This is a genomic window from Pantoea sp. Ae19-2 (assembly GCF_059801205.1).
The window spans coordinates 2,138,543-2,161,992 of sequence record NZ_JBCHWE010000001.1 but is presented as its reverse complement, the minus strand read 5'-3'; the positions used below and the strand labels follow the sequence as shown (position 1 = coordinate 2,161,992).

The 23,450-nt window shown below is 56.4% G+C and carries 21 protein-coding genes; 9 read left to right on the top strand and 12 right to left on the bottom strand.

The genetic code is table 11. The annotated features are described in order from the left end of the window. Positions 1–6: 6 nt before the first annotated feature. Together AAIE03_RS09970 and AAIE03_RS09965 are read right to left on the bottom strand one after the other, a co-directional pair. On the bottom strand, positions 7–1,140 hold the full coding sequence (locus tag AAIE03_RS09970) for a mechanosensitive ion channel family protein (protein ID WP_022623580.1): 1,134 nt from the start codon (positions 1,138–1,140) through the stop codon (positions 7–9). Between the two features lie 97 nt (positions 1,141–1,237). Continuing rightward, a complete protein-coding gene (locus AAIE03_RS09965) occupies positions 1,238–1,972 on the bottom strand; it encodes a flagellar brake protein (protein WP_014606088.1) in 735 nt (244 codons plus the stop codon). 211 nt (positions 1,973–2,183) lie between these two features. On the opposite strand from AAIE03_RS09965, the gene AAIE03_RS09960 reads away from it, so the two are divergent. Then, on the top strand, positions 2,184–2,432 hold the full coding sequence (locus AAIE03_RS09960; RefSeq protein WP_013025436.1) for a GlsB/YeaQ/YmgE family stress response membrane protein: 249 nt from the start codon (positions 2,184–2,186) through the stop codon (positions 2,430–2,432). 72 nt (positions 2,433–2,504) lie between these two features. Here the strand turns inward: AAIE03_RS09960 and treA are convergent, their stop codons facing one another. Beyond that, a complete protein-coding gene (gene treA / locus AAIE03_RS09955) occupies positions 2,505–4,190 on the bottom strand; it encodes an alpha,alpha-trehalase TreA (RefSeq protein ID WP_498562981.1) in 1,686 nt (561 codons plus the stop codon). Positions 4,191–4,401: 211 nt separating this feature from the next. Between treA and ghrA the strand changes: the two genes are divergently transcribed. From ghrA to AAIE03_RS09940, 3 genes are read left to right on the top strand one after another with little or no spacing between them, the layout of a single operon-like run. Then, positions 4,402–5,343, top strand: coding sequence for a glyoxylate/hydroxypyruvate reductase GhrA (gene ghrA, locus AAIE03_RS09950; protein ID WP_064352641.1), 942 nt, complete (start codon positions 4,402–4,404; stop codon positions 5,341–5,343). Positions 5,344–5,380: 37 nt separating this feature from the next. Next, the gene (locus tag AAIE03_RS09945) at positions 5,381–6,118 is read left to right on the top strand and encodes a phosphatase (RefSeq protein WP_064352640.1); all 738 of its coding nucleotides are present in this window, start codon (positions 5,381–5,383) and stop codon (positions 6,116–6,118) included. A gap of 27 nt (positions 6,119–6,145) precedes the next feature. Continuing rightward, positions 6,146–6,715: a TorD/DmsD family molecular chaperone gene (locus tag AAIE03_RS09940; protein WP_013025440.1), complete on the top strand. Its 570-nt coding sequence runs from the start codon at positions 6,146–6,148 to the stop codon at positions 6,713–6,715. A gap of 1 nt (position 6,716) precedes the next feature. On the opposite strand, the gene AAIE03_RS09935 is transcribed toward AAIE03_RS09940, so the two are convergent. Beyond that, the gene (locus AAIE03_RS09935) at positions 6,717–8,078 is read right to left on the bottom strand and encodes a CoA transferase (protein WP_041455933.1); all 1,362 of its coding nucleotides are present in this window, start codon (positions 8,076–8,078) and stop codon (positions 6,717–6,719) included. 47 nt (positions 8,079–8,125) lie between these two features. After that, the gene (locus AAIE03_RS09930; protein ID WP_022623576.1) at positions 8,126–9,010 is read right to left on the bottom strand and encodes a DMT family transporter; all 885 of its coding nucleotides are present in this window, start codon (positions 9,008–9,010) and stop codon (positions 8,126–8,128) included. A gap of 189 nt (positions 9,011–9,199) precedes the next feature. Between AAIE03_RS09930 and AAIE03_RS09925 the strand changes: the two genes are divergently transcribed. Next, a complete protein-coding gene (locus tag AAIE03_RS09925) occupies positions 9,200–9,922 on the top strand; it encodes a glutamine amidotransferase (protein ID WP_014593482.1) in 723 nt (240 codons plus the stop codon). On the opposite strand, the gene AAIE03_RS09920 is transcribed toward AAIE03_RS09925, so the two are convergent. Further along, positions 9,910–10,473 carry a class I SAM-dependent methyltransferase gene (locus AAIE03_RS09920; RefSeq protein ID WP_019105667.1) on the bottom strand — a complete coding sequence of 188 codons (564 nt, stop codon included), beginning with the start codon at positions 10,471–10,473 and terminating at the stop codon, positions 9,910–9,912. The two genes, AAIE03_RS09925 and AAIE03_RS09920, sit on opposite strands and share 13 nt — an antisense overlap. 235 nt (positions 10,474–10,708) lie before the next feature. Between AAIE03_RS09920 and exaC the strand changes: the two genes are divergently transcribed. From exaC to AAIE03_RS09905, 3 genes are all read left to right on the top strand, one after another. Next, positions 10,709–12,229, top strand: coding sequence for an acetaldehyde dehydrogenase ExaC (gene exaC / locus AAIE03_RS09915; protein ID WP_014606082.1), 1,521 nt, complete (start codon positions 10,709–10,711; stop codon positions 12,227–12,229). A 176-nt stretch (positions 12,230–12,405) separates the two neighbouring features. Continuing rightward, positions 12,406–12,597, top strand: coding sequence for a hypothetical protein (locus AAIE03_RS09910; RefSeq protein WP_013025446.1), 192 nt, complete (start codon positions 12,406–12,408; stop codon positions 12,595–12,597). 467 nt (positions 12,598–13,064) lie between these two features. Next, a complete protein-coding gene (locus AAIE03_RS09905) occupies positions 13,065–14,273 on the top strand; it encodes a cupin domain-containing protein (protein ID WP_022623574.1) in 1,209 nt (402 codons plus the stop codon). A gap of 114 nt (positions 14,274–14,387) precedes the next feature. Here the strand turns inward: AAIE03_RS09905 and AAIE03_RS09900 are convergent, their stop codons facing one another. From AAIE03_RS09900 to AAIE03_RS09875, 6 genes are all read right to left on the bottom strand, one after another. After that, complete coding sequence (locus AAIE03_RS09900) at positions 14,388–15,077, bottom strand: DUF4440 domain-containing protein (protein WP_014593486.1); 690 nt, start codon at positions 15,075–15,077, stop codon at positions 14,388–14,390. A 57-nt stretch (positions 15,078–15,134) separates the two neighbouring features. After that, the gene (locus AAIE03_RS09895) at positions 15,135–16,097 is read right to left on the bottom strand and encodes an alpha/beta hydrolase (RefSeq protein ID WP_022622905.1); all 963 of its coding nucleotides are present in this window, start codon (positions 16,095–16,097) and stop codon (positions 15,135–15,137) included. A gap of 124 nt (positions 16,098–16,221) precedes the next feature. Further along, on the bottom strand, positions 16,222–17,694 hold the full coding sequence (locus AAIE03_RS09890; protein ID WP_014593488.1) for a glycoside hydrolase family 1 protein: 1,473 nt from the start codon (positions 17,692–17,694) through the stop codon (positions 16,222–16,224). A 10-nt stretch (positions 17,695–17,704) separates the two neighbouring features. Then, entirely contained in the window at positions 17,705–19,552 is a 1,848-nt protein-coding gene (locus AAIE03_RS09885; protein WP_498562980.1) for a beta-glucoside-specific PTS transporter subunit IIABC, read from the bottom strand. A gap of 122 nt (positions 19,553–19,674) precedes the next feature. After that, positions 19,675–20,529, bottom strand: a complete 855-nt coding sequence (gene licT, locus AAIE03_RS09880) for a BglG family transcription antiterminator LicT (RefSeq protein WP_105087503.1) — start codon at positions 20,527–20,529, stop codon at positions 19,675–19,677. A gap of 354 nt (positions 20,530–20,883) precedes the next feature. Next, positions 20,884–21,783 carry a LysR substrate-binding domain-containing protein gene (locus AAIE03_RS09875; protein WP_026020934.1) on the bottom strand — a complete coding sequence of 300 codons (900 nt, stop codon included), beginning with the start codon at positions 21,781–21,783 and terminating at the stop codon, positions 20,884–20,886. A gap of 99 nt (positions 21,784–21,882) precedes the next feature. On the opposite strand from AAIE03_RS09875, the gene AAIE03_RS09870 reads away from it, so the two are divergent. Beyond that, complete coding sequence (locus AAIE03_RS09870) at positions 21,883–23,448, top strand: NADH-quinone oxidoreductase subunit L (protein WP_041930760.1); 1,566 nt, start codon at positions 21,883–21,885, stop codon at positions 23,446–23,448. Positions 23,449–23,450 lie beyond the last annotated feature (2 nt).

The window sequence follows — 23,450 nt, the reverse complement described above, 5'->3', positions numbered from 1 at the left end:
CGGCGCTTAACGATTCGCGCGGCGTAGCTGGGCCGCGTCGTCATCGGGAACCGGCTTAAGATCGACCGGCGGCAAACTGCCCCCGCTGAATTCGACCTGACGGATCGGGAAGGCAAAGCGTATATTGCGTTCTTCCAGTGCCGCCATGAGCTGCAGGTTAATCTCCTGTTGAATATCCATGTACTGGTTGTAGTCGGCACTCAACACAAAATAGACCACTTCAAACGTCAGCTTCGAATCATCGAACGCCAGAAAATGGGCGCGGTCAAAGCGGGTCATCTCGATGCCCTGAATGATGGTTTTCACCTGTTCACTTATCTCACGTACCTGCTCAGAAGGGGTGGCATAGCTGATACCAAACCTGAACACGATACGGCGCTGCTGCATACGTTTGTAGTTGTGAATCGTTTGCTGCAGCAGAATGGTGTTGGAACAGACGATCTGTTCACCACTCAGGCTGCGCAGGCGGGTGGTTTTCAGGCCGATATGTTCGATGGTCCCCGCGATGTCGCCAAAGACAATAAAATCACCGTGTTCGAAAGGCTTATCAAAGCCAATCGCCAGTGAGGCAAACACATCACTCAGCACCGTCTGAATGGCGAGGGCGATGGCAATACCGCCCACGCCCAGGCTGGCAACCAGCGCCGTAATGTCGATGCCCATGTTCGATAAAATGGCCAGCAGCATCATGACCCAAACCAGCACGCGCAGCAAAATGCCCATAATCACCGTGGTGACAGGATTGCGAACATGCTGCGGATCGCGCAGCAGGCTCTTTAACCACAGGCGGATGCCGCCATCGATCCACAGCGTAATCTGCACAATCAGGGCCAGGAACCAGCTGTGCGAGATCGTCGCGCGCCAGGCGTCAGGGAGATCGATAAAGCGCAGGGCGATAAGAAAGGAAAAAATCAGCAGCAGAAGCTGGCTGGTGCTGCGCAAGATCTCGACCAGAATACCGGTAAACCGGGCGTAGCGAACTTCGCTGTAGTGGGCAATGCGGTTAGAGGTAAAACGAATCAGGCTGCGCAGCAGCCAGTAAATGACAAGGGTAGCAACGATAACAATAGCGCTATTGATCCAGAGTGTTTGATTGAAAAAAATGGACTGAAAATGACGCGAACTGAGCCAGTTTTCCATTGGGGAGATTCTCCTTGCTGGTTCCGGTTAAACGTGAAAGCAAGGGAAAGCATAGCCTGGATGCGCCGCCGGTGCGCGGCGCAGGATGAAGGGCGGATCACTGGAAGCGTTGTGCTTTGTCGCGCGCCTGGCGCTCCAAGGCAAAAATAATCTGCTGCAGCTGCCGCTCCTGATGGGGCTCAAGTGCGGTAAAACGGAAGCTCAGGCGAGGCGTCACTTTCGTCTCATTTTTATTGGTGATAATGCTGCGTTCACCAATGTGCATAAGCTTAGCGCTGACGTTGAACTGGCCAAATTCCCCCAGTTCGACCTGCAGGCTGTTGAAATCGTCCCCGCTTTTCAGCCCTTCCGGCATCGCTTCTTCCACCAGAACACCAATGCCGCCCAGGGAGAGATCCTGTAAGCGCAGGCGCGCGGCCGTGCCGTCAGGCCACTGGCAATGGCACCAGAACTGCGGCTCCATAGGGGCGCTGATGCGGAAAAATTCCCGACGCTGGATTTGCCACAGTACGTCCGGCAGGGCGGCCTGAAAAGCAGGTAACCCCTCAAAGTCGGTTTTTTCCAGTGCCCCAAGGGCAAATTCGATTTTGGCGCCGTGGGTTTCGGCGAAGACCGTGATTTCGTTGCAGTGCAGCGCGTAGTCGTTATCGAGGTTATTGCTTCCCAGATCAAACACAATGCGCGTTTCATCGGCAGCCAGCATACGGCTAATAAACTGCCCGCGCGAAAAATTCACCAGCAAAGGTGTTTGTAACTGAAGCAGGTCCTTCATCACGCCAAGCACGGCCAGCGTGCCACGTTTCAGATACTGTTCTTTATCGGTTTCTTTCACTTGCTGGCTCCAGATGAGCAACGTTTTTTCACGTAATTATCCTGTTACTACCCGTTCGTTATCGGCGCACAATAATAAAGCTTTAACACAATAACCACTATCATTAACTGCTTGCGCTACATTTTTGGAAAAACGCGACTATACTTGGCGCAGTGAACCGCTTGATTAATCAGGCGATCGCCATTGACTAACCAAAAGGAAGGAGTAACGGATGGGTATTATTTCATGGATCATCTTTGGTTTAATCGCCGGTATCCTGGCGAAATGGATCATGCCAGGTAAAGATGGTGGTGGTTTCATCATTACCGTGATTCTGGGTATTATCGGTGCCGTAGTCGGTGGTTGGATCAGTACCTTCTTCGGCTTTGGCCGTGTGGACGGGTTCAACTTCGGTAGCTTCGTTGTCGCGGTCATCGGTGCGCTTGTCGTGCTGTTTATCTACCGCAAAGTACGCAGTTAACGCAGAACATGATGTAAAAAAAGGGCCCGCAGGTGACTGCGGGCCCTTTTTATATTGGCAATGACCTTGCCGTTATTGTGCGCTGCTCTGCGCCTCGGGAATATCGTGCGCGCTGTTACAGGTTTTCTCTTTCGGGCAATATTTATCCAGCAGCTTCAGCGTCACGCCGTTGGTCCAGCCGAAGCCATCCTGCAGCGGGTATTCACCGCCGCCGCCGCCGCCCAGGTTCGCACCTTCCACCACATATTTTTCGACCAGCTTATGCTCCTTGTCGTAGGTCAGCTGTACGTTACGCAGGAAACGTAAGCCCACCTGCTGCGCCAGTTGAGGTTTTTTGTAGTGCTCCAGGCCTTCTACCGCGACCCACTGCAGCGGTGCCCAGCCGTTAGGCGCGTCCCACTGTTGACCATTGTTCACCGTCGTGGTCACCAGGCCGCCCGGTTTGAGCAGCTGTTTTTCCACCGCGTTGGCGGTGCTGTCAGCCTGTTTGTCGCTGGCAATCTGCATATAGAGCGGAAACAGCGTGGCAGCGGTGAGCTGCGGATGGATCTGGCGTTTCTTCCAGTCATAGTCCGCGTACCAGCCCTGCTTGCTGTCCCACAGGTAACGGTTAACCGCCGCCTGACGTTTTTCTGCCCGGTCTGCAAAGGCCTTTGCCCGATCGTCCTGTTTGTTCAGGCGATAGGCGGTAGACAGGGTTTTTTCCAGGTGGAACATCAGGCTGTTCAGATCTACCGGGGCCAGTTGGGTGGTACGGATGGTAGCCAGATTATGAGCGTCGGTGAACCAGCGCGAACTGAAGTCCCAGCCCGAGGCGGCTCCGGCACGCAGCTCGCGGTACATCTCGGCCTTGTTGCGCTGCGGCGCTTTACTGGCCGTCGTAATATCATCCATCCAGGATTCTGTACGCGGCACGTCGCGCGCATCCCAGTAGCGATTCAGCAACGTACCGTCGGCCAGCTTGATCACCCGTTTGCTGGCACTGCCCGCTGCGACGCTGTCGCTGTCTGCCATCCAGTAGTCGTATTCTTTTTGCAGCTGCGGCAGATAGCGGGTATAGGCTTTGTCGCCTTCATGGGTTGCCAGCAGATCGACCATCAGGCTAAAGAACGGCGGCTGTGACCGGCTCAGGTAGTAGGTGCGGTTACCGTTAGGAATGTGGCCGTAGCGATCCAGCAGGGAAGCAAAGTTATCAACCATGTCCTGGACTTTGTCCCAATGGCCGCTCTCTGCCAGCCCCAACATGGTGAAATAGCTGTCCCAGTAATAAACCTCACGGAAACGTCCGCCCGGCACGACATAAGGCTTAGGCAGCGGCAGCAGCGAGTCGTATTTTCCCACACTGTTGGTGGTGCGGGTTAACACCGGCCACAGGCCGTTAATATGGTCGCGCAGATTCTGGCCTGCAGGCGGCACATATTTATCGCCGTCGCCAGGCAGGGTAAAATTCGCTGCAACAAACCGTTTTAAATCAAAGCCGCGCTGATTTTTTTGCATCTGCCAGTCGGCAAGAATTGACGAAGGATCGTACTTTGGTACTGCATCGGCAAACGTTTTTTGATCGGGGTAAAATTTCGCCTGTTGAACGGCATTAAACAATGGCCCTAAGCGGACATCCGGCGGCTGCGGTGGATTGTTCAGTAATCGGGATTCCTCTGCCGCCCAGCTGTTGAATACGCTCGCGCTCAGCAACAGGCTGAGCAGGATGGGCGCATGGCGTTGAGGCCGTTTTTTCGTTTTTACCTCAGTGTTCATCATCGGTGTTTCTCCTTGTCCGAAATGCGGCCCTGTGTAACGCATTGACCACCCAACAACTTTAGACCTTAACCACAATTTTCACCCTTAAGTGCGGCGGAAATGTGAAGCGGCATGAATTATTTATTTGCGGTATGTTAGAAAAAAGGCATTTTTCAGGGCTTCGCTTGCCCTTGTGCACGTTTACCCGAGGCGGGAATAAAAGGAGAGCAGTATGGAGATTGTATGGTTTCATCCGTCGCAGAGCGCCACGGACTGGATACATGGCCTGCAGCAGCGTTTGCCCCAGGCCCGCGTGCGCGCGTGGGCACCGGGCGACAACGCGCCCGCAGACTATGCGCTGGTGCGTTCGCCACCGGCTGACATGCTTCGTGGCCGCCACGCGTTAAAAGGCGTATTTGCACTGGGCGCAGGCGTGGATGAAATCCTGCGGCAGCTGGCGCAGCACCCGGATATGCTCACGGACAACGTTCCGCTCTATCGCCTGAAAGACACAGGCATGGCGCAGCAGATGCAGGAATATGCGCTGTGCCGCGTCCTGGGCTGGTTCCGACGCTTCGATGACTATCTCCAGCAGCAGCAGTCGGCCCAGTGGCAGCCGCTGCCTTCTTACCCGCGCGAAACCTTTCACATCGGCATTTTAGGTGCAGGCGTACTCGGGCAGCAGGTCGCCGAAACGCTTAAGGCGCGGGGATTTCCGGTGCGCGTCTGGAGCCGTTCTCCGAAGCAGATTCCCGGCGTAACCAGCTTCGCTGGCGCGGCGGCGCTGAATGACTTCCTGCGCGAAACCCGGGTGCTGATTAACCTGCTGCCCAGCACGCCCGAAACGCGCAATCTGATTGATCATAAACTGTTGCAGCAGTTGCCGCAGGAGGCTTTTTTCCTTAACCTCGCCCGTGGCGATCAGGTCGTGGAAGCTGATTTGCTCGCTGCTCTTGATCGCGGACAGTTGAAGGGGGCCGCGCTGGATGTGTTTCAGACTGAACCGCTGCCTGCCGATCATCCCTTATGGTTCCATCCGCGCGTAACAATTACCCCTCACAATGCGGCGGTCACCCTGAAAGAAGAGGCGATGGACTTTATTGCCCACGCTATCGGGCAGCTTGAAAGGGGTGAACATCCTCAGGGCCTCGTCGATCGTCAGCGCGGCTATTAATCACTGATGCCTTAACCGGCCTTTGCAGGAGCAGACAATGTATCCGGTAGATCTTCACATGCACACGGTTGCCAGTACGCACGCTTACAGCACGCTGCACGACTATGTGGCGCAGGCAAAACTGAACGGCCTCAAGCTGTTTGCTATAACCGATCACGGTCCGGACATGGCCGATGCACCGCATTACTGGCACTTCGTTAATATGCGCATCTGGCCACGGATCATTGATGGCGTGGCGATTCTGCGCGGTATCGAGGCCAATATTAAAAACCAGCAGGGCGAGATCGACTGCTCAGGGCCGATGCTGGAATCGCTGGATCTCATTGTGGCGGGCTTTCACGAAGCGGTTTATGCGCCGCGCGATCTGACACAGAATACCGAGGCGATGATTGCCGCCATGGCGGGCGGGCTGGTTCACATCATTAGCCATCCCGGCAACCCAAAATATCCCGTCGATATTCCCGCTATCACCGAAGCCGCCGCGCACTACAATGTGGCGCTGGAGCTGAATAACTCCTCCTTTACCCATTCCCGTCCGGGCAGCGAGCCCAACTGCCGGGCGATTGCGGAAGCGGTCGGCAAAGCGGGCGGGCGGCTGGCCTTCGGCTCCGATTCCCACACCGCTTTCACCCTCGGCAACTTCGAGCACTGCCTGCGGATTGCCAGAGAAGTGGATTTTCCCGAGGATCGCGTGTTAAATGTCACGCCGCGTCGCCTGCTCGATTTTCTGGAACTGCGTACCGGCAAACCTATCGCCGAGCTGGCTGACTTTTAATTTATCTCCCTCAAGGAATGTTGACGCATGAATGAGTTTTCCATTCTGTGCCGTATTATTGGCTCGCTGTTTAACCGCCATCCGCAGGATGCGCTGCTGGCCCCGCTGTTTACGCTGATTCGTGAAGGTAAACTGGCGGCACAGTGGCCGCTGGAGCAGGATGAGCTGTTAACGCGCCTGCAGCAAAACAGCGATCCGCAGGCGCTGGCGGCAGACTACGATGCGCTGTTTGTCGGCAGTGACTGCAAGGTATCGCCGTTTGCGTCACGCTGGCCGGAAGGAAAGCCGGAAGCTGATATTCGTGCCTTTTTGACCGCGCGCGGTATGCCGCTGGGCGAGGCGCCTGCCGACCATTTCGGTGGGCTGCTGCTAGCGGCATCCTGGCTGGAAGATCAGTCTGCGGCTGATGAAAGCGCCGCGCAGCTGGCGCTGTTTGACGTGTACCTGATGCCGTGGTGCGGCACGTTTCTCGGCAAAGTTGAAGCCCATGCCAACACGGCGTTTTATCGTACGCTGGCGGTGCTGAGCCGTGAGGCGATTCAGGCCATGTATGATGAGCTGGTGGAAAGCGCCAGCGAGCAGGGCGACGACGCCTGAATCACCAGTGCGCCGGATGCGTGCCGGGCGGGTTGCCGGGCGTGGCGCACTGTAATGTGGTGCCGGGCAGCCAGGCGGCGGATCGTAACCGGACGCCAATCCCCCACGGCGTAAGCTCAATGCAGGGCTGGTTGTCGCAGAGCCGTGGCGTAATGCCGGTCTGCTGTTCGTTCAACCCATAACGGTGTTGCTCAAGCAGCCAGGCGGTACGCGCCAGCGACAGCCGCGTCTGATTGCCGCAGCCGTGCTGCAGGCGCTGACGCAATCCTGCCAGAACCGCGGCGGCCATCAGGTAGCCAGTGGCATGATCCAGCGCCTGTACCGGAAGCGGTACCGGCGCATCATGCTGCTTCCATCGCATTCCCTGTTCGGCAATCCCGCAACTCATCTGCACCAGACTGTCGAAACCGCGCCGGTTGCGCCACGGTCCCTGCCAGCCCCAGGCATTTAAACTGACGTCGACCAGACCGGGGCTCAGGGCCTGCAGCGATGCCGCATCAAATCCCAGCTTTTCCAGTGCGTCGGCGCGGTAGCCGTGCACCATCACATCGGCCTGTTTCAGTAACCAGATAAACTGGGCACGGTCGGCTGGCTGTGTTAAATCCAGCACGGCACGGCGTTTGCCGCAGGCAAGCTCTTCGTCCACACCGGGTTCCTGCCAGCCGGGCGGATCGATTCGTAAAACGTTTGCCCCCAGGCTGGCCAGAAAGCGCGTCGCCACCGGGCCTGCAATGATACGGGTCAGATCCAAAACCTTGATGCCAAGTAACGGACGCGCCGCGGGCAACGCCCACGTGACTGCGGGGCCGTCGGCCAGGGTTTGTCGCGCGAAGAGCGGTTCATGTATGACGGCCATCCCCTGTGGATGCTGCTGCCATGCCTCGGCACTGCGCATCTCTGCCGCGCAGCCGCCTGCCTCAATCACCGCCTGTTCCAGCTCCGTGGCTTGCCACTGCGCCACTTCCCGTGCCAGTGCCGCGCGATCCGGGTGACGGCCAAGCACGCGTTCCATTGCCAGCCGATGGTGCGGAGCATTGGTGTGCAGGCGGATCCAGCCGTTGCGGCAGGCATAATCGCCGGCAAAGGGATCCCACAGCGCGGGCGCAGCGCGATTAAGCGGCATAAAACTGTGCTGAAACCAGCGTGAGGCCAGTCGGACGTTAACCTGCGGACGGGCAGGACGATTAAGCAGGTCGGCCACGCCCTGCATCGCCAGACCCAGGCTGGTGGCCGCCAGTTCACTGACGGCATAGGCGGAGGAAAAGGTGGCGTGGTCGGTAAAAACAGGCAGCATTTGTGGCGCATGATTGCCGTGCAATCCCTGCCACATCTGCTGCCAAAGTGCGTTAGCCAGATGATTCATGCAACAGGCTCCTGATAAGGGCGATGCCTGAAGCATAGCATGTGCCCTTAACGGCGTCGCAGGCGAGGAAAGCGTGCGTGCATGCGCAGATTGCGCAGGTTAATCACCGCAATCGTCGTGCCCAGAATGACCAGCGAAGCGCCAATAATTTTGAAACTGTTCAGGCTGTCGCCCAGCACCACGATTCCCATTAAGACCGCCAGCACCGGCGTCAGCAGCGAGTAGGGCATGATCAGGTTGACGTTGTATTTCTTCAGTAGGGCATACCATAAGGTGTACGCCACCACGGAAGAGGCAATGGCACTGTAAAGAATGGCAAACCAGCCGCGCCAGCCAGCATGTTGCAGCGCATAGAGCTGATGAGACTCCAGCATCAAGCTGGCGGCCCCCACAATCGGCAGGGCCAGAAAGGCGATCCAGCCGGTCAGCGTCAGGGGTTTAATCGGCGGCGATTTTTTCACAATCAGGTTGCTGATCGCCCAGCCCGTGGCGCTGCACAGCAGGATGCACAGCACCCACCAGGCAGGAATGGTGGGGCTACCAGACAGCACCACTACACCACTTAGCGAGATCATAATGCCGATCAGCTGAATCAACCGCAGCTTCTCTTTCAGCACCACCATCGCCAGCAGCATGGCAATCGGCGTACCCAACTGCACGACAATCGCGCCCGTTCCGGCATCGGTAAAACGCATACCGACGAACAGGAGAGAGAAGTGCATAAACCCAAATGTGAAGGCCAGCAGTAGCAACCAGGGAAGCTGCTGGCGGTTAATGCGGCAAAACGGCACCAGCACAATCGCCACGACCGCAAAACGCATCCACGTAAGAAACAAAGGCGGTAACTCAACTAAACCCCATTTTACCGCCACGTTATTAAAGGCCCAGATAGAAACCACCATCAGAACCATAAAGAAATGCCGCACTGCCACAATGTTGTCCTTTAAAAATAAACCCGATACCTGATAATCATGGCACGAACCCACGACGTTCTGGCAATGATTAACATTTTTTATTTAGTTAAGCAGGAAATAAAGCTCAAAAAATTCATAAGACATTTACAACAGTTACTGTCAGACTGATATTCCGAAACGCCAACCCTTTTGAGGATTCGATTCGGTATGATTTCTGCGCCTGCATTGCCCCTTGCCTTGATTCAGTTAGATGTTCCCCCCGCCAACGTGGTCGAGAAAATCGGTGAACAACCGGTATGGTTTATTGATGCCCTGAATTTACAGCCTGATGATTACGTTATTGTCCGTCCCCACTTGGGCGAAACGCTGCCGCAGTTTACTGATATTTCCGGTGCGGTGTTAAGTGGTTCCTGGGCAATGGTGACCGATCATGCTGACTGGAGTGAACGCACGGCGGCCTGGATTCGTGCCGCGATGGAGGCGCGTCTGCCGCTGCTTGGCGTCTGCTACGGCCACCAGCTGATGGCTTATGCACTGGGGGGAAAAGTAGGCGACAACCCTAATGGCTGGGAACGCGGTCTGATGACGTTAACCACCACTTCCCAGGCCCGCCACGATCCGCTGCTGGCCACGTTGCCGGAAACCTTCGAGGCCTGGCTTTCGCATCGCCAGTCGGTGATGACGCCGCCCGCGCACGCCACCGTGCTGGCCGTTTCGGACATGGACGGCTGCCAGGTCTTGCGCTATTCAGCCTGTGCGCTGTCGGTGCAGTTTCACCCGGAGTTTGATCGCCGCATTATGGATGCATGCCTGCCAGAAAATGAGGAAAATGACGGGACGGAACTGCAGGGGGCGGACTGGGCGCGTAGCCTCTTATACCATTTCTGGTTGCAAACGCGCCCGGCGGTTAAAAGCGCTCAGGGCGCATAGTGGCGGGTACAACGATAAACCCAGGCCGGCGGAACGTTTTTTAACACCCGCTGGCGCTCCCAGGTAAAATAACGAGACAGATCGGGCTGGGTGAGCGACGTGTACTGAAACTGCACAAAAACGCCGTTCGGCCCCAGGGCATGGTACACCGCCTGTAGGATGGCATCCCGCAGTTCCGGCGACAGCGACAGCAGCGGCAGGCCAGAGAAAATGGCATCATAGCTGCCGTTCAGGTACTCGGCCGAACAGGTCCGCACCGTCATTCGCTCGTCATTCAGCGCGCTTAACTTTTGCGCCAGCGCGCTGCTGATTTCAAATACGTCCAGCGTCGCGTTCGGTGCCATCTGCGCCAGCAGACGACGCGTCAGAACGCCATCGCCCGCGCCCAGTTCGGCAACCCGCAACTGACCGCTCCACGCCACCGAGTCAACCATGGTGCGACACAGCGCATCAGAGGAAGGAGTAATGCTGCCCATTTTGCGCGGATTACGAATGAACTGGTGGACGAAATCTGCTTTAGCGCGCATTAAGGTGAAAGCCGAAGCTAACATGCTGACATACCTCCAGAGTAAACATATCCCCATATTGACCCCATCGTGCCTAAAAGTTTCCAGATAACTGGCGAAGCGGCAAAAAGTCGGAATTATCTGTAGTGGGCCCAACGGGGATTTTCCTTCGTCGCGGTCACAGTTTAAGGACAACAAACCTGTCAGGCTGGCGCTGATCTAATATGTTAAAAATAGGTTTCATAGTTGTTTCACATCTTACTGCGTAAGGAGATTCAACATGCGCTATGCTGCTCCAGGAGAATCCGGTTCTCTCATCACGCTGCAAAAGCACTATGGCAATTTCATCAATGGGGAGTTCGTTGCGCCGGTCAATGGCCACTACTTCACCAATACCTCGCCCGTTAATGGTTCAGATGCCGGGGCGTTTCCCCGCTCAGACAAGGCAGACGTCGATAACGCGGTCGCTGCCGCTGCCGCCGCGGCGGATGCCTGGGGAAAAACCTCGCCTCAGCAGCGCGCCCTGGTGCTGCTTAAAATCGCCGATCGGCTGGAAGAGAAGCTGGAATACCTGGCGGTAAATGAAACCTGGGACAACGGTAAACCGGTTCGTGAAACGCTGGCCGCCGATATGCCGCTGGCGGTGGATCACTTCCGCTATTTTGCCGGTTGTGTCAGGGCGCAGGAGGGCAGCGCGGCGGAGATCGACGAATTTACTGCCGCCTATCACTTTCATGAACCCCTGGGCGTGGTGGCGCAGATCATCCCGTGGAACTTTCCGCTGCTGATGGCGGCATGGAAGCTGGCGCCGGCCCTGGGGGCAGGGAACTGCGTGGTGCTCAAGCCCGCGGAGCAAACGCCGCTGTCGATTACCCTGTTTGTTGACCTGATTAAAGATCTGCTGCCGCCCGGCGTGGTCAACGTGGTCCACGGTTATGGTAAAGAAGCGGGTGAGGCGCTGGCCTCCCATCCGGGCATTGCCAAAGTGGCATTTACGGGATCGACGGCGACGGGCGGCCATATCCTGGAACTGGCGGCGAAAAGCTTGATTCCGTCTACGGTCGAACTGGGCGGGAAATCGCCGAACATCTTTTTCGAAGATATCATGCAGGCCGAAGAAAGCTTTATTGAAAAAGCGGCGGAAGGGGTTGTGCTTGGCTTCCTGAATCAGGGTGAAGTCTGTACCTGTCCGTCGCGGGCGCTGGTGCAGGAGTCCATTTACGAGCCCTTTATGGCGGCAGTGCTTAAACGCATTAAAACCATCAAGCGCGGTGATCCCATGGATACGGAAACGATGGTGGGCGCGCAGGCTTCTCAGCAGCAGTTCGATAAAATTCTTTCCTATCTGGAGATCGCCCGTCAGGAAGGGGCCGAGGTGCTGATCGGCGGCGGTGTTGAGACGCTCGATGACACGCTGGCCAGCGGCTACTACATTCAGCCGACGCTGCTGAAAGGCAACAACAGCATGCGGGTATTCCAGGAAGAGATCTTTGGCCCGGTGGTGGGCATCACCACCTTCAAGGATGAGGCAGAGGCCATCGCCATCGCCAACGACTCCATCTACGGCCTGGGCGCGGGCGTCTGGACGCGGGATATCAACCGGGCCTACCGCGTCGGGCGGGCAATCAAAGCCGGACGTGTCTGGACGAACTGCTATCACCTTTATCCCGCTCACGCGGCCTTCGGTGGCTATAAAAAATCAGGTATCGGTCGCGAGACGCACAAGATGATGCTTGATCACTATCAGCAGACGAAAAATCTGCTGGTAAGCTACAGCATCCAGCCGCTTGGCTTCTTCTGACCCGGTGCGGCGTGCCTTGCGCGCGCCGCTATTTTCCGTCTGTTGGCTGTCATATAGGCGTAATCTGCTTGTGACAGGTTAGTTAACAGCTATTATCGATCTATCGCAGCGAACATGCCGAACCTGAGTTGACTGTATGACCTGCTTCACTATGGATAACGGAACAGAGACAAGTTATGCAAAATCCTTATGAATATCTGAGTCTGATGGATGATGTGCTTGATGGACCGGAAGAGAGCATCATCATTGTTAATTTGCCCGAACGCCACCGGGCTTACCCGTTTTGTCCGCTGCAGGCTGAAGGTGCCGCCTCCTCAGCCCGCGCGCCTCAGGCCGAAGCCAGTCCGGGTCAGCATAGGTTCTTCTAGCGGCATTACCCTGTCGTCTGGCCTGCTCAGTGTTTGCCGGCCGGGCGCACAGTGCGCATTAAGGCTTTTCCCTTCACAACCCCTGCCGTTTCACTCGCTCCGCGCCATGCCCCGAACGCTGCTGGCTGCGACGGAATGATCCTCATCAGAGCGGTTTGTTTCTGACTTGCAACAGACAACGCCTCAGCCTGAACCTGTAACGAAGTATGATCGGCATTGATATTGCCGTTACGCGTGAAAATGATCCTTTCGTGCCAATTATGAGATTGAACCGATAAGAAAAGTTAACGCTTCCTCAATCAACGATAAAAAGGTAGCACGGGTTGATAATTTCCGTACCCACTCGGCCATGCGGATGTCATCAAAATTTACATATCCCATAAATAAAATTTAACTTATCCCACTATAAATTTCTTATGACAGCGCATGTCGTCGAATTTATCAGCAAGGAACGAGGTATTTTATTAATGAGTAAATTAACCCGAAGAAGCTTTATGGCCTTTGCGGCAGGCGGCACGGTCGCTCTGGCGGCCGGGCAGGTTCACGCACATGACAGCATTCAGTCCTTTTCCGGCGCTGGCAGAGATCCCGGCCCGCACGATCCCATCCGCGAAGCGGAAAATCCTGACATCGTAAATCCTCCGCCTACCGACAGCGGCACATTGCCAAACCTGCGCTTTTCCTTCAGCGACGCGCACGTGCGTAAAAGCAGTGGCGGATGGACCCGTCAGGTCACCCAACGTGAGCTCGGCGTCTCCACCACCATTGCGGGCGTGGATATGCGTCTCAATGCCGGTGGCATTCGCGAGCTGCACTGGCACAAAGAGGGCGAATGGGCCTATATGACCTATGGCAATGCCCGCGTCACGGCATTTGATACCGATGGCACCTGGTTCGTGGACGATATTGGTGCGGGTGATCTATGGTATTTCCCGCCGGGCATTCCGCACTCAATTCAGGGGCTGGGGCCGGACGGCTGCGAGTTTCTGCTGGCCTTTGATGACGGCGGATTCGATGAAGACAGCACCTTTCTGCTGTCCGACTGGTTCAAACACATCCCGCCCGAGATTCTGGCCAAAAATTTCAAGGTGCCGGTCTCAACCTTTGCCAAACTGCCCTCGCCTGAAGATGAATACATCTTCGCCGCGCCGGTGCCCGGCAGCCTCTCATCCGTGGCGGTGAAAGGGGCAACCCAGGCTAAACGCACCTTTACGCACCGCATGCTGGCGCAGGAACCGATCAAGGCGCCGGGCGGCACGGTCAGAATCACTGACTCTTCGACCTTTAAGGTTTCAAAGACCATCGCGGCCGCGCTGGTGGAGATCGAACCTGGTGGATTGCGCGAGCTGCACTGGCATCCGAACAACGACGAGTGGCAATACTACCTGGAAGGCGAAGGGCGCATGGGCGTGTTTGCGTCGTCAGGGCAGGCCAGAACCTTTGACTACCGGGCAGGGGACGTCGGCTATGTGCCGTTCGCGATGGGCCACTATGTTGAAAATACCGGTAAGGGGCCGCTGCGTTTCCTGGAGTTATTCAAAAGTGATTATTACGCTGATATTTCCCTGAATCAGTGGCTGGCCGGTACGCCGCGCGATTTGGTGAAAGAACATCTGCAGCTTGATGATGCCTTTATGGATGCGCTGTCGCTGCAGAAAAACCCTGTGGTGAAATAGCGCTCATGGCCGCATGTCGGCCATGATTGTCACAGATTGTGGGTCTGTTTTACGGCTGCGTGGACAGCCCACGCTTTTTCCCCAAACCCCAAACCCCAAACCCCAAACCCCAGACTATGACCCGGCGGCTGCCGTGCTGCCCTGATGAAAAATCATCTGCCAGCCATGCGCTGCGGATAAAACCCAGTGGGACGAACGTAATGCGGCACGGCTGCCGTCTGGCTGCGCGGTGCGGTAAAGCAAAATGGCATGCTGGGTTCCGACCTCCATTAGTTGAAAGTCGCTGCTGATAATGGCCTGCGCGTTCTCTTCATTCATTAGCGCCGCGATGATTTGCTCACGGTTCAGCAGCGTGCCTGAAAGGGTGATCTCTTTAAATTCGGGATGCAGTCTCTGGTCAAGCCACGCTAGATCGTGGCGCTTTTCATGATGCAGGCTGCATTCCAGCACCGTCAGGGCCGCCAGCAATGCGAGGTGAAGCGCACGCTCATCCTGACGCGGCGCGGAGTGGTGAATCACCTCAACCTGTGAATCGAGCTGAATCGCAGGATAATGTTCCTGCATTCCGGCCAGCAAGACCGCATCGGGCCATTCATCACCTTTGCCCAGATAGTGCGCGACGGATGACAGCGGCATGGTCACCACCTGCGCTACATCAACGATCACCCAGGTCGCAGGATCCTCGTTACTGACATAGCAAAGTGGACCCGGCGTAATCTTCTGTTCCTGCCAGCGAATCGTATGGCGTTTTTTGCCCGCCCGCAGCGCTGTCATCAGGCGGGGTACAATGTTGAGCGTTTGCATCACGTAGCTCCGTGCGTTAACGGCGTTGCTCAACCCTGGCAGGATATGCGTCGCCCATCAACCTGCCGGGCAGGGATTAAAGCGCGACAGCCAGCACTGACGCAGTTCCCTGGCCTGCAGGGAAACGGCGGCCGTGTCGCTGGCATGGAAGCCATGAAAGGCACCGGGCCAGACGTGCAGCTCGACGGCAACGCCGGCACGGATCAGCCGTTGTGCATAATCGAGGTTCTCATCCAGAAACAGGTCCAGCGTGCCGACGCCGATCCAGGCAGGGGGAAGCCCGGCAAGGTTGCTGGCGCGTGCCGGTGCGGCATAAGGCGAGATCGTTTCGCTGCCGGGTTCCTCGCCCAGCAGGGCGGTCCAGCCAATACGATTGTATTCTCGCGTCCAGACAAACTCGCCGGTCACGGGATTGGGATGTGTTTCCGTCACCGTGCGGTCGTCCAGCATCGGGAACATCAGATTCTGGAAGGCCAGTTTGGGGCCATTGCGATCCCTTGCCAGCAGCGCCAGCGAGGCGGCCAGCCCGGCACCGGCGCTGTCGCCCATTAAGCCGATATGTGCCGGATCGATGCCCAGCCTGTCGGCCTGGCTTACCATCCAGTTCAGCACCGCATAGCCGTCCTCCAGCGATCCGGGAAACACCGTTTCCGGGGCCAGGCGATAGTCCACCGAGACCACCACGCAGTTCTGGCGCAGCGCCGTGGCACTGGTCAGTGAAAGCGACTGCTCCGGGCTGCCGAACAGGTGACCGCCGCCATGAATGTGCAAAATGCCCATGCGCTTTCCGGTGGCGGTTACGGGCGTTATCACACAGACTCTGACGGTGGGACGATCGGGAAAATCAATCTGCTGCTCATGGATGTGAAGCCCAAGGTCGCCATAAGACTGAACCTGCTTAACGGCAGCATCCTGACGCTGTTGGCGCAGTGCCACAATCGTTTCAGGCGTGAGTGCCAGCGGCGCGCTGTTTGCGAGAATGGGAAGTAACTCGGGATCGACTAAATGCAGCGTGTTCAAATCACTCCTCTCCTGAGGCTTAAGTGGCAGTGAGCCGCTCTGCCGGGATGGACGACAGAGATTGAAATACACTGACCTGCTGACAGCGCCTGTCAGCAGGTCACCTCAGTGACGTTTAACCGGGTTAGCGGCGGAGGTCTTCGCCATTAGAGGCAATCAGTTTTTTATACCAGTGATAGCTCTTTTTCAAGGTACGTTTCTGACTACCGTTGCCCATATCATCCTGATCCACATAAATAAAACCGTAACGTTTAGACATTTGACCGGTCCCGGCACTCACCACGTCGATCGGCCCCCACCAGGTATAGCCAAAGAGCGCGACGCCGTCGGCAATGGCTTCTTTCATCTGTTCGACATGCTGGCGCAGGTAGTCGATGCGGTAATCATCATCAATGCTGCCGTCGGCCTTAACGGTATCCACCGCGCCCAGACCGTTTTCGGCAATAAACAGTGGCTTCTGATAACGGTCATAAAGCTGGTTCAGCGCCAGCCGCAGCCCTTTAGGATCGATTTGCCAGCCCCATTCACTGGTTGCCAGGTGCGGGTTACGTATTCCGCCGGTAATCAGGTTGCCCTGCGCGCCGGTCAGCTTTTCGGGATGGGCGCTGACGGTGCTGGACATGTAATAGCTGAAGGAAACGAAGTCTACCGGATGTTGCCGCAGGATCTCATCGTCACCCACGGCTTTGGTCAGCTGAACGCCTTTCTCCGCCAGCATTCTGCGGGCATAAGCCGGATAGTAGCCGCGCGCCTGCACATCGCTAAAAAACAGCGAAACGCGCTGCATCTCTTCACATGCCTGTACGTCATCCGGATGACAGGTATGCGGATAGAGGATCTGATAGCTAATCATACAGCCCACCTGAGAACCGGGAATTATCGCGTGGCAGGCCTTAGTGGCCAGCGCACTGGCGATAAACTGATGGTGCGCGCCCTGATATTTATCCTGCTCCAGATGAGGATGACCTTCCTCGATCACGCCGACGCTGACGTAAGGATGATGCTTCACGCAGTTAATCTCGTTAAAGGTCATCCAGTACTTCACCTTGTTGCGATAGCGGGTAAAAACCGTGGTGGCGAATCGCACGTAGAAATCCACCAGCTGGCGATTTGGCCAGCCGCCGTAATCCGTCACCAACGCCAGCGGCATCTCGTAATGCGACAGCGAGACAATGGGTTCGATTCCGTGCGCTAGCAGCGCATCCAGCACCTCATCATAAAACTGCAGGCCTGCCTCGTTAGGTTCGGCTTCATCGCCGCGCGGAAAGATACGCGTCCAGGCTATCGACATCCGGAAGCATTTAAATCCCATACCGGCGAACAGCGCGATATCCTCCCTGAAATGGGTGTAAAAGCCGTTGCCTTTGCGCTTGGGATAATACTTTTTACTGTCCGGGTTCTGCGCCTCTTCAACCTGCGCATGCGTCATGCTAAGCCACTGATCCAGCCACTGCGTGGGCGGTGTGGCCGCGTCGAAGGTATAAACATCGGACACCGATAACCCTTTGCCGCCGATATCCCATGCGCCTTCAAGCTGATTCGCGGCGGTGGCACCGCCCCACAAAAATCCTGCTGGAAAGGTCGTTGAACTCGTCATGCTTTGCTCCTTAAACCGCCGCGGCGGTGAGTGTCAGAAAGGCCTCGCGACTGGCGATATGCCCGGTAGCTTTCACCGGACGAATCTCGTCATAGCGCTCGCTGTTGGTCACAATGACGATCACGCTCGGATCAATGTTCTCCGCCTGAAGCGCGGCCAGATCGAAGGTGACTAACAGATCGCCCGTGCTGATCCACTGCCCGGGCTGAATATGGCTGGTGAAGTGGCGGCCGCCGAGTTTGACGCTGTCGATGCCAATGTGGATCAGGATTTCCACGCCGGTATCGCTTCTGAGCCCCAGCGCATGGTGAGTTTCAAACAGCGACTCGACGTGGCCGTCCACGGGAGAACGTAGCTCGCCACCAGAGGGATAAATAGCCAGCCCTTTGCCAAATATCTCATCGGCAAATACCGGGTCCGCCAGCGCATTCAGCGGTGTGATCTCACCACTGGCAGGCGCAAAAAGCGTCTCGGGTTCGTGGCGCCTGGCGCCGGATGCGGATGCCTCATCGGCGGCGGGCAAGTGGGCAGATTCATCAAAGCCCAGCATCACGGTGAGCAGGGCAGCGCTGCCGAAGGCGATCGCCAGACTGAGCAGGGCATAGATAAAGGTCGGGCCGACCAGCGCGGGGATGCCGGGCAGCCCGCTAAGCGCAAACGCATAGGTTTTTACCCCCATCGCCATCGCGAATGCGCCGCCGCAGGCCCCGCCGAGCAGAGCGGCGGCAAACGGGCGTTTGTAACGGATGTTGATGCCGTACATCGCGGGTTCGGTAATGCCCATCGCGGCGCTGAAGCTGGTGCTGAGCGCCAGTGACTTAAGCTTTTTCTCTCTGGCCCGCAGGAACACGCCGAATGCCGCACCGGCCTGGCCGAGATTCGCAACATAGAAAAGGATTTTAAACGGATCGAAACCCAGCTGGCTGATGTTGTGGATCATCACGGGCACCAGCACATAGTGCATGCCGGTAATAATAATCAGCGACAGGGTTCCGCCCACCACGATGCCCGCAACCATCCCCATGTTTTCAACCAGCCAGATAATGCCGCCAGTCAGCGCGTTACCGGCAAAGATCCCCAGCGGGCCGATGGCGATAAGCGTGACAGGCGTGACGATCAGCAGGCTCAGAAGAGGAACAAACATGGTTTTCAGCGAGGCGGGCATCACGCTATCGATCAGGCGTTCCACGTAACTCAGTAGCCATATCGACAGCAGCACCGGAATCACCGTTGAGGCATAGTTCACCGCTGGCACGGGTATTCTCAGGAAGTGGATCGGCTCACCGGCGTTGAACAGGGTTTGCAGGGCAGGGTGAAACAGCGAGGCCGCCAGCGCGACGGCAACGTAAGGGTTGGCACCAAACCGCGTTGCCGCACTGAACGCCAGCGCCAACGGCAGGAAGTAAAATACGCCATCGCTAATCGCCAGCAGGATCTGATAGCTCTGATTGTGCGGTTCGAGCCACTGAAAAGCCACCAGCAGCGCCAGGATCCCCTTGAGAATCCCTGCGCCTGCAATGGCGGGAATAATGGGCGAAAAGATGCTGGATAACCCTTCCAGCACTGCCGAGACCGGATTGCGGCGTGAGGTCGGGCGCGGCGGACTTTCTTTTAGCGATAGCTGGCTCATCAGCGCCTTGTACAAGGGTTTGACCTCATTGCCGATGATCAACTGAAACTGATCCCCAGAGAGGTTTACGCCAATAACGCCCTCCAGCGCGTCCAGCGCACCACGATCAGCCAGGCTGTTATCTTTAAGTAAAAAACGCAGGCGGGTAATACAGTGAAATAAAGACAGGACGTTATCTTTTCCGCCAATCAGGGTAATAATATGTTGAGCGGTTTTGTGATAATTCATAAATCCCTCCAGACTGAAGTCAATATGACGTCATCCACAATGACCGGCGTTAACCGGCCGGGTCGTTTTCTGGGGTTTGCCTGATTGAACAGTGACAAGCCGGAACCTGTTTTCAATACCCTTTACGGGGGTAAAACGCTGGGCGTGCTGCGCTGCACAATATTCTCGATGTGTACTGTCAGATAGAGTTTTTCAGAATGACTCATGCTGTGGTGATAATGCTTTTTGACAAATTCATTGATGGCCTCAACGCATTTGAGCGTGCGGGCGTAACGCTGCTGCGCCAGCGCAAAAAATTCCTCATCGTTGTTATTTAACACCTCGCCATCGATGACCCGCTGAGCAAAAAATTTCAGGTGCGTAATGAAGCGCTGATAATTCAGGCTGTGCTCATCCATTGACAGGGTAAAAAAGTATTTTACGATGTGCTGTAGCTGATAGAGGAGTTGGGTAATTTTCGCGGTTTTTCCCAGCGTATCGTGAAGCCCGGCGTTGACGATATGCAGCGCAATGCTACAGGCTTCGCTGTCCGGTAACAGCATACCGGTTCGGGCCACCACCATGCCCAGCGCCTGACGGCCAATCGCGTACTCGGCGGTATAAAAGTGGCGCACTTCCCACTCCAGCGGATTAGTAAGCGGCGCGTTATTTTTATGGCGTTGCAGCGCGAAGTGAAGATGGTCGGCCAGCGTCACATACAACCCTTCGCTTAATTTATGGTTTAGCTTTTCGCGCGCCAGGCTGACAATATCGGCGGTAAGCTGAAGAATATCGATGGGCACTTCACTGACCAGATCTTTAAAGCGCGCAGAGATCAACGAATCTTCCAGAAGAAATATCTTTTCTGCTTCGCTGGGGTGAATACGGGCACCTTGGTGTGTATTAAATCCCAGGCCGCGACCGGTTAAAATAACTTCAAGGCCGTTATCATCAACGGCACTGACCACATTATTATTCAGAATTTGTCTGACCAGCATCGCTCACTCCTGAAACAACATCGGGCAAAACATAAATACAGCGTTGAAGGGAAATTCCCCCAGCCTGCATTCAGGTTTTGCCCGATAATCGGTAACAAGCGTGATGCCGTTTTATCCTGGCACCAGGAAAATTGATATTCAATACGAAATTGTGCAGCGGGTTATCCGGCGCGCCGATTTGTGATCCGCTTTACGAAAAGTAATACAGGAAACGGTTACGCAAGCGGGGAATCCCACTTCAAATACGCAGACACAGACAACTGCCAGCAGAGAAATACGACAAGACTGACCTGCCGATCGTGGCATTTGCCCGCTCTTTGCCCGTTAGCAGGCAAAGAGCGATAGCGGTGATGCTTAATCGTGCGCCGGGCGTTTTTGGCCCGTCAGAAGTTGTTCAAGCACGTCGATACGATGCCGTTGAGGCGTCGTAATGGCGTAGAAGCGCTCCTGCAGATCCGCAGACTGGCCGACGGTGACGAGCAATCCGCTACGCAGTTCATCCTGAACGACGACCTCGGGCAATACGGTGAGCCAGCCGCTGTCACGCGCGATCAGACGCAGCATCGCCATGTCATCGACTTCAGCGCGCACTCTGGGCCTTACGCCCGCTGTGGAACACAGCGCATCAAACTGCGCGCGCAAGGCATGGCGTGGGCCGGGCAGGGCAATCTCCACGCCATCCAAATCTTCCGGGATGCGCAGACTGCGCGATGCCCATTTGCTCGCCGGGCCGACCAAAGAGATGGACTGACTGCCCAGAAACACGAAGTGCAAAGGGCGATCGGTATCCACGGGAACGGTTTCATTGGCCAGCACCACATCGAGCTGATGTTGCATCAACCTGACCAGTAGGCCTTCCAGTAATCCGGACTCCAGCGTCAGCACCACACCTGGATCGGCAAGTGCAGGTCGAATCCAGTTTTCCTGATAGTTGCGCGACAGGGTTGCCACGCTGCCCACGCGCAGCCGTGTAACACCGGCAGACCGGCCTTTTAAGCGTCCCAACATCTCCTGACTGAGCCCAAAGATGTTATCGGCATAAGCCATGACCAACTGACCTGTGTCCGTCAGGATCAGGCGGCGGCCTTTACGGATTAACAAACTTTCTCCCAGCCGGTCCTCAAGCTGTCGGATTTGCACCGAAACGGCTGATTGTGAGGTCGCCAGCTCTTCGGCCGCACGCGTCAGGTGCCCGAGCCTGGCGACTCGCCAAAAATAGAAAAGGTGATGAAAGTTCAGCTGATTGAGGTTCATTTGTTCTGTTTTCGGTATCAATTTATTTAAATAAATATATTTTACAGAATAGTAACCGTCAAGGAACATAGGCTCAGTCACATTCATAAGGGCTATGCGATGAATATCCTTGAAGTTTTATACCTGGTTTGTTTTTTGGCACCTGCTGTTTTAATGGCGGGCTTAGCAGGGCTGACACGTTTAAGTGGGATGTCTACAACGGCGCTGTGGCGTGTGCTGCAGATTGTGTCATATGGCGCCATTGCCTTCGCAGGCGTGTCCCTCGCCGCGGGCACCAGCGGGGCGCAATGGCCTGGTTTAGTAAAAGCAACGACGTTTGGCCTGGTGCTGGCTTTGCTGGTACAACTGCTTGGCAAAGTCATCGCATCATTTTCTGTGCGTTACCTTGAAGGCGAAGCGAACCAGCGGCGCTACATTGGCGCACTGTCCGCTGTACTGGGCAGTGTTCATCTGCTCCTGCTGGCCGATAACTGGCTGCTACTCATTGCCGCCTGGGCCGCTGTAGGCCTGGCGCTACAGCAGCTGCTTTGCTTCTATCCCGATCGCCCCTTTGCCCTGTTTGCGGCACACAAAAAGTATATTGCTGACCGGATAGCAGACGTGATGTTGCTCGGCGCTTCCGCGCTGGCCTGGTGGGAAGTGGGCAGTTTCTCGCTGTCAGCTTTGTGGGCGCACATTGCCCAGCAGGGGGCGTCCGTGCCCTTGCAGGCGAGCGCCGTTTTGCTCGTGATGGCTGTTATTCTTCGCACGGCCTTGCTGCCGGTGCATGGCTGGTTGATACAGGTGATGGAAGCCCCGACGCCGGTATCTGCGCTCTTGCATGCAGGCGTCGTTAATCTTGGCGGCTTTGTCCTGATTCGCTTCGCCCCGATGTTAGAACAGGCAGGCGCTGCGCGCGTGTTGTTACTGATTTTCGCGCTGACGACCGCTGTACTGGCAGGCATTGTCATGTTGACGCGCATCAGCGTAAAAGTACGGCTGGCCTGGTCCACCGTCGCGCAGATGGGCTTCATGCTGCTTGAGTGCGCGCTTGGCCTTTACACCCTGGCAGCTCTGCATCTCATTGGCCATTCGCTCTACAAAGCCCATGCTTTTCTGTCCGCTTCAGAAAGCGTAAGACAAACTCGCCAGCAGACGCTGCACCGGACCTCGTTGCCCGGCACCCTGAGTGTGATGCTCGCCCCAGTGCTGACGATTTCAGCGGTGTTTCTGGTGCTGAGGCTGGCAGATCTGGCCGCCTGGCCCTGGTGGTGGAGCGGGGTGTTGGGCATGGCGTGGGCGCCCTTGCTGTGGTTGCCTGATGCGCAAGACGACGGCGCTTCACCTGCCTCACAGCTTCTTTTCGGGCTCTTCACTGTTATCGGCCTGTCGATGATTGCCCTGTTTCTGCATGCGCTGCCGCTCGGCCTGCAGGATGCCCCCGATGAACGTCTGGGCCTGATCGCGCTGACAGGAATGGCGGCCTTGTATCTGTGCCAGGTGTTGCTGCAAAAGCAACCACAACGCCTGTCGCGCTGGCGTCGCTGGAGCTACGCGGGGTTTTACCTGGACGAAGCCTATACGCGCCTGACGCTGCTCCTGTGGCCAACGACCTGGGCATCCGGCAATGCCACGCCCGTTAAACCTGAAATGCCTGATGCACCTGTTGCTGACAGGCCGCGCTGAAT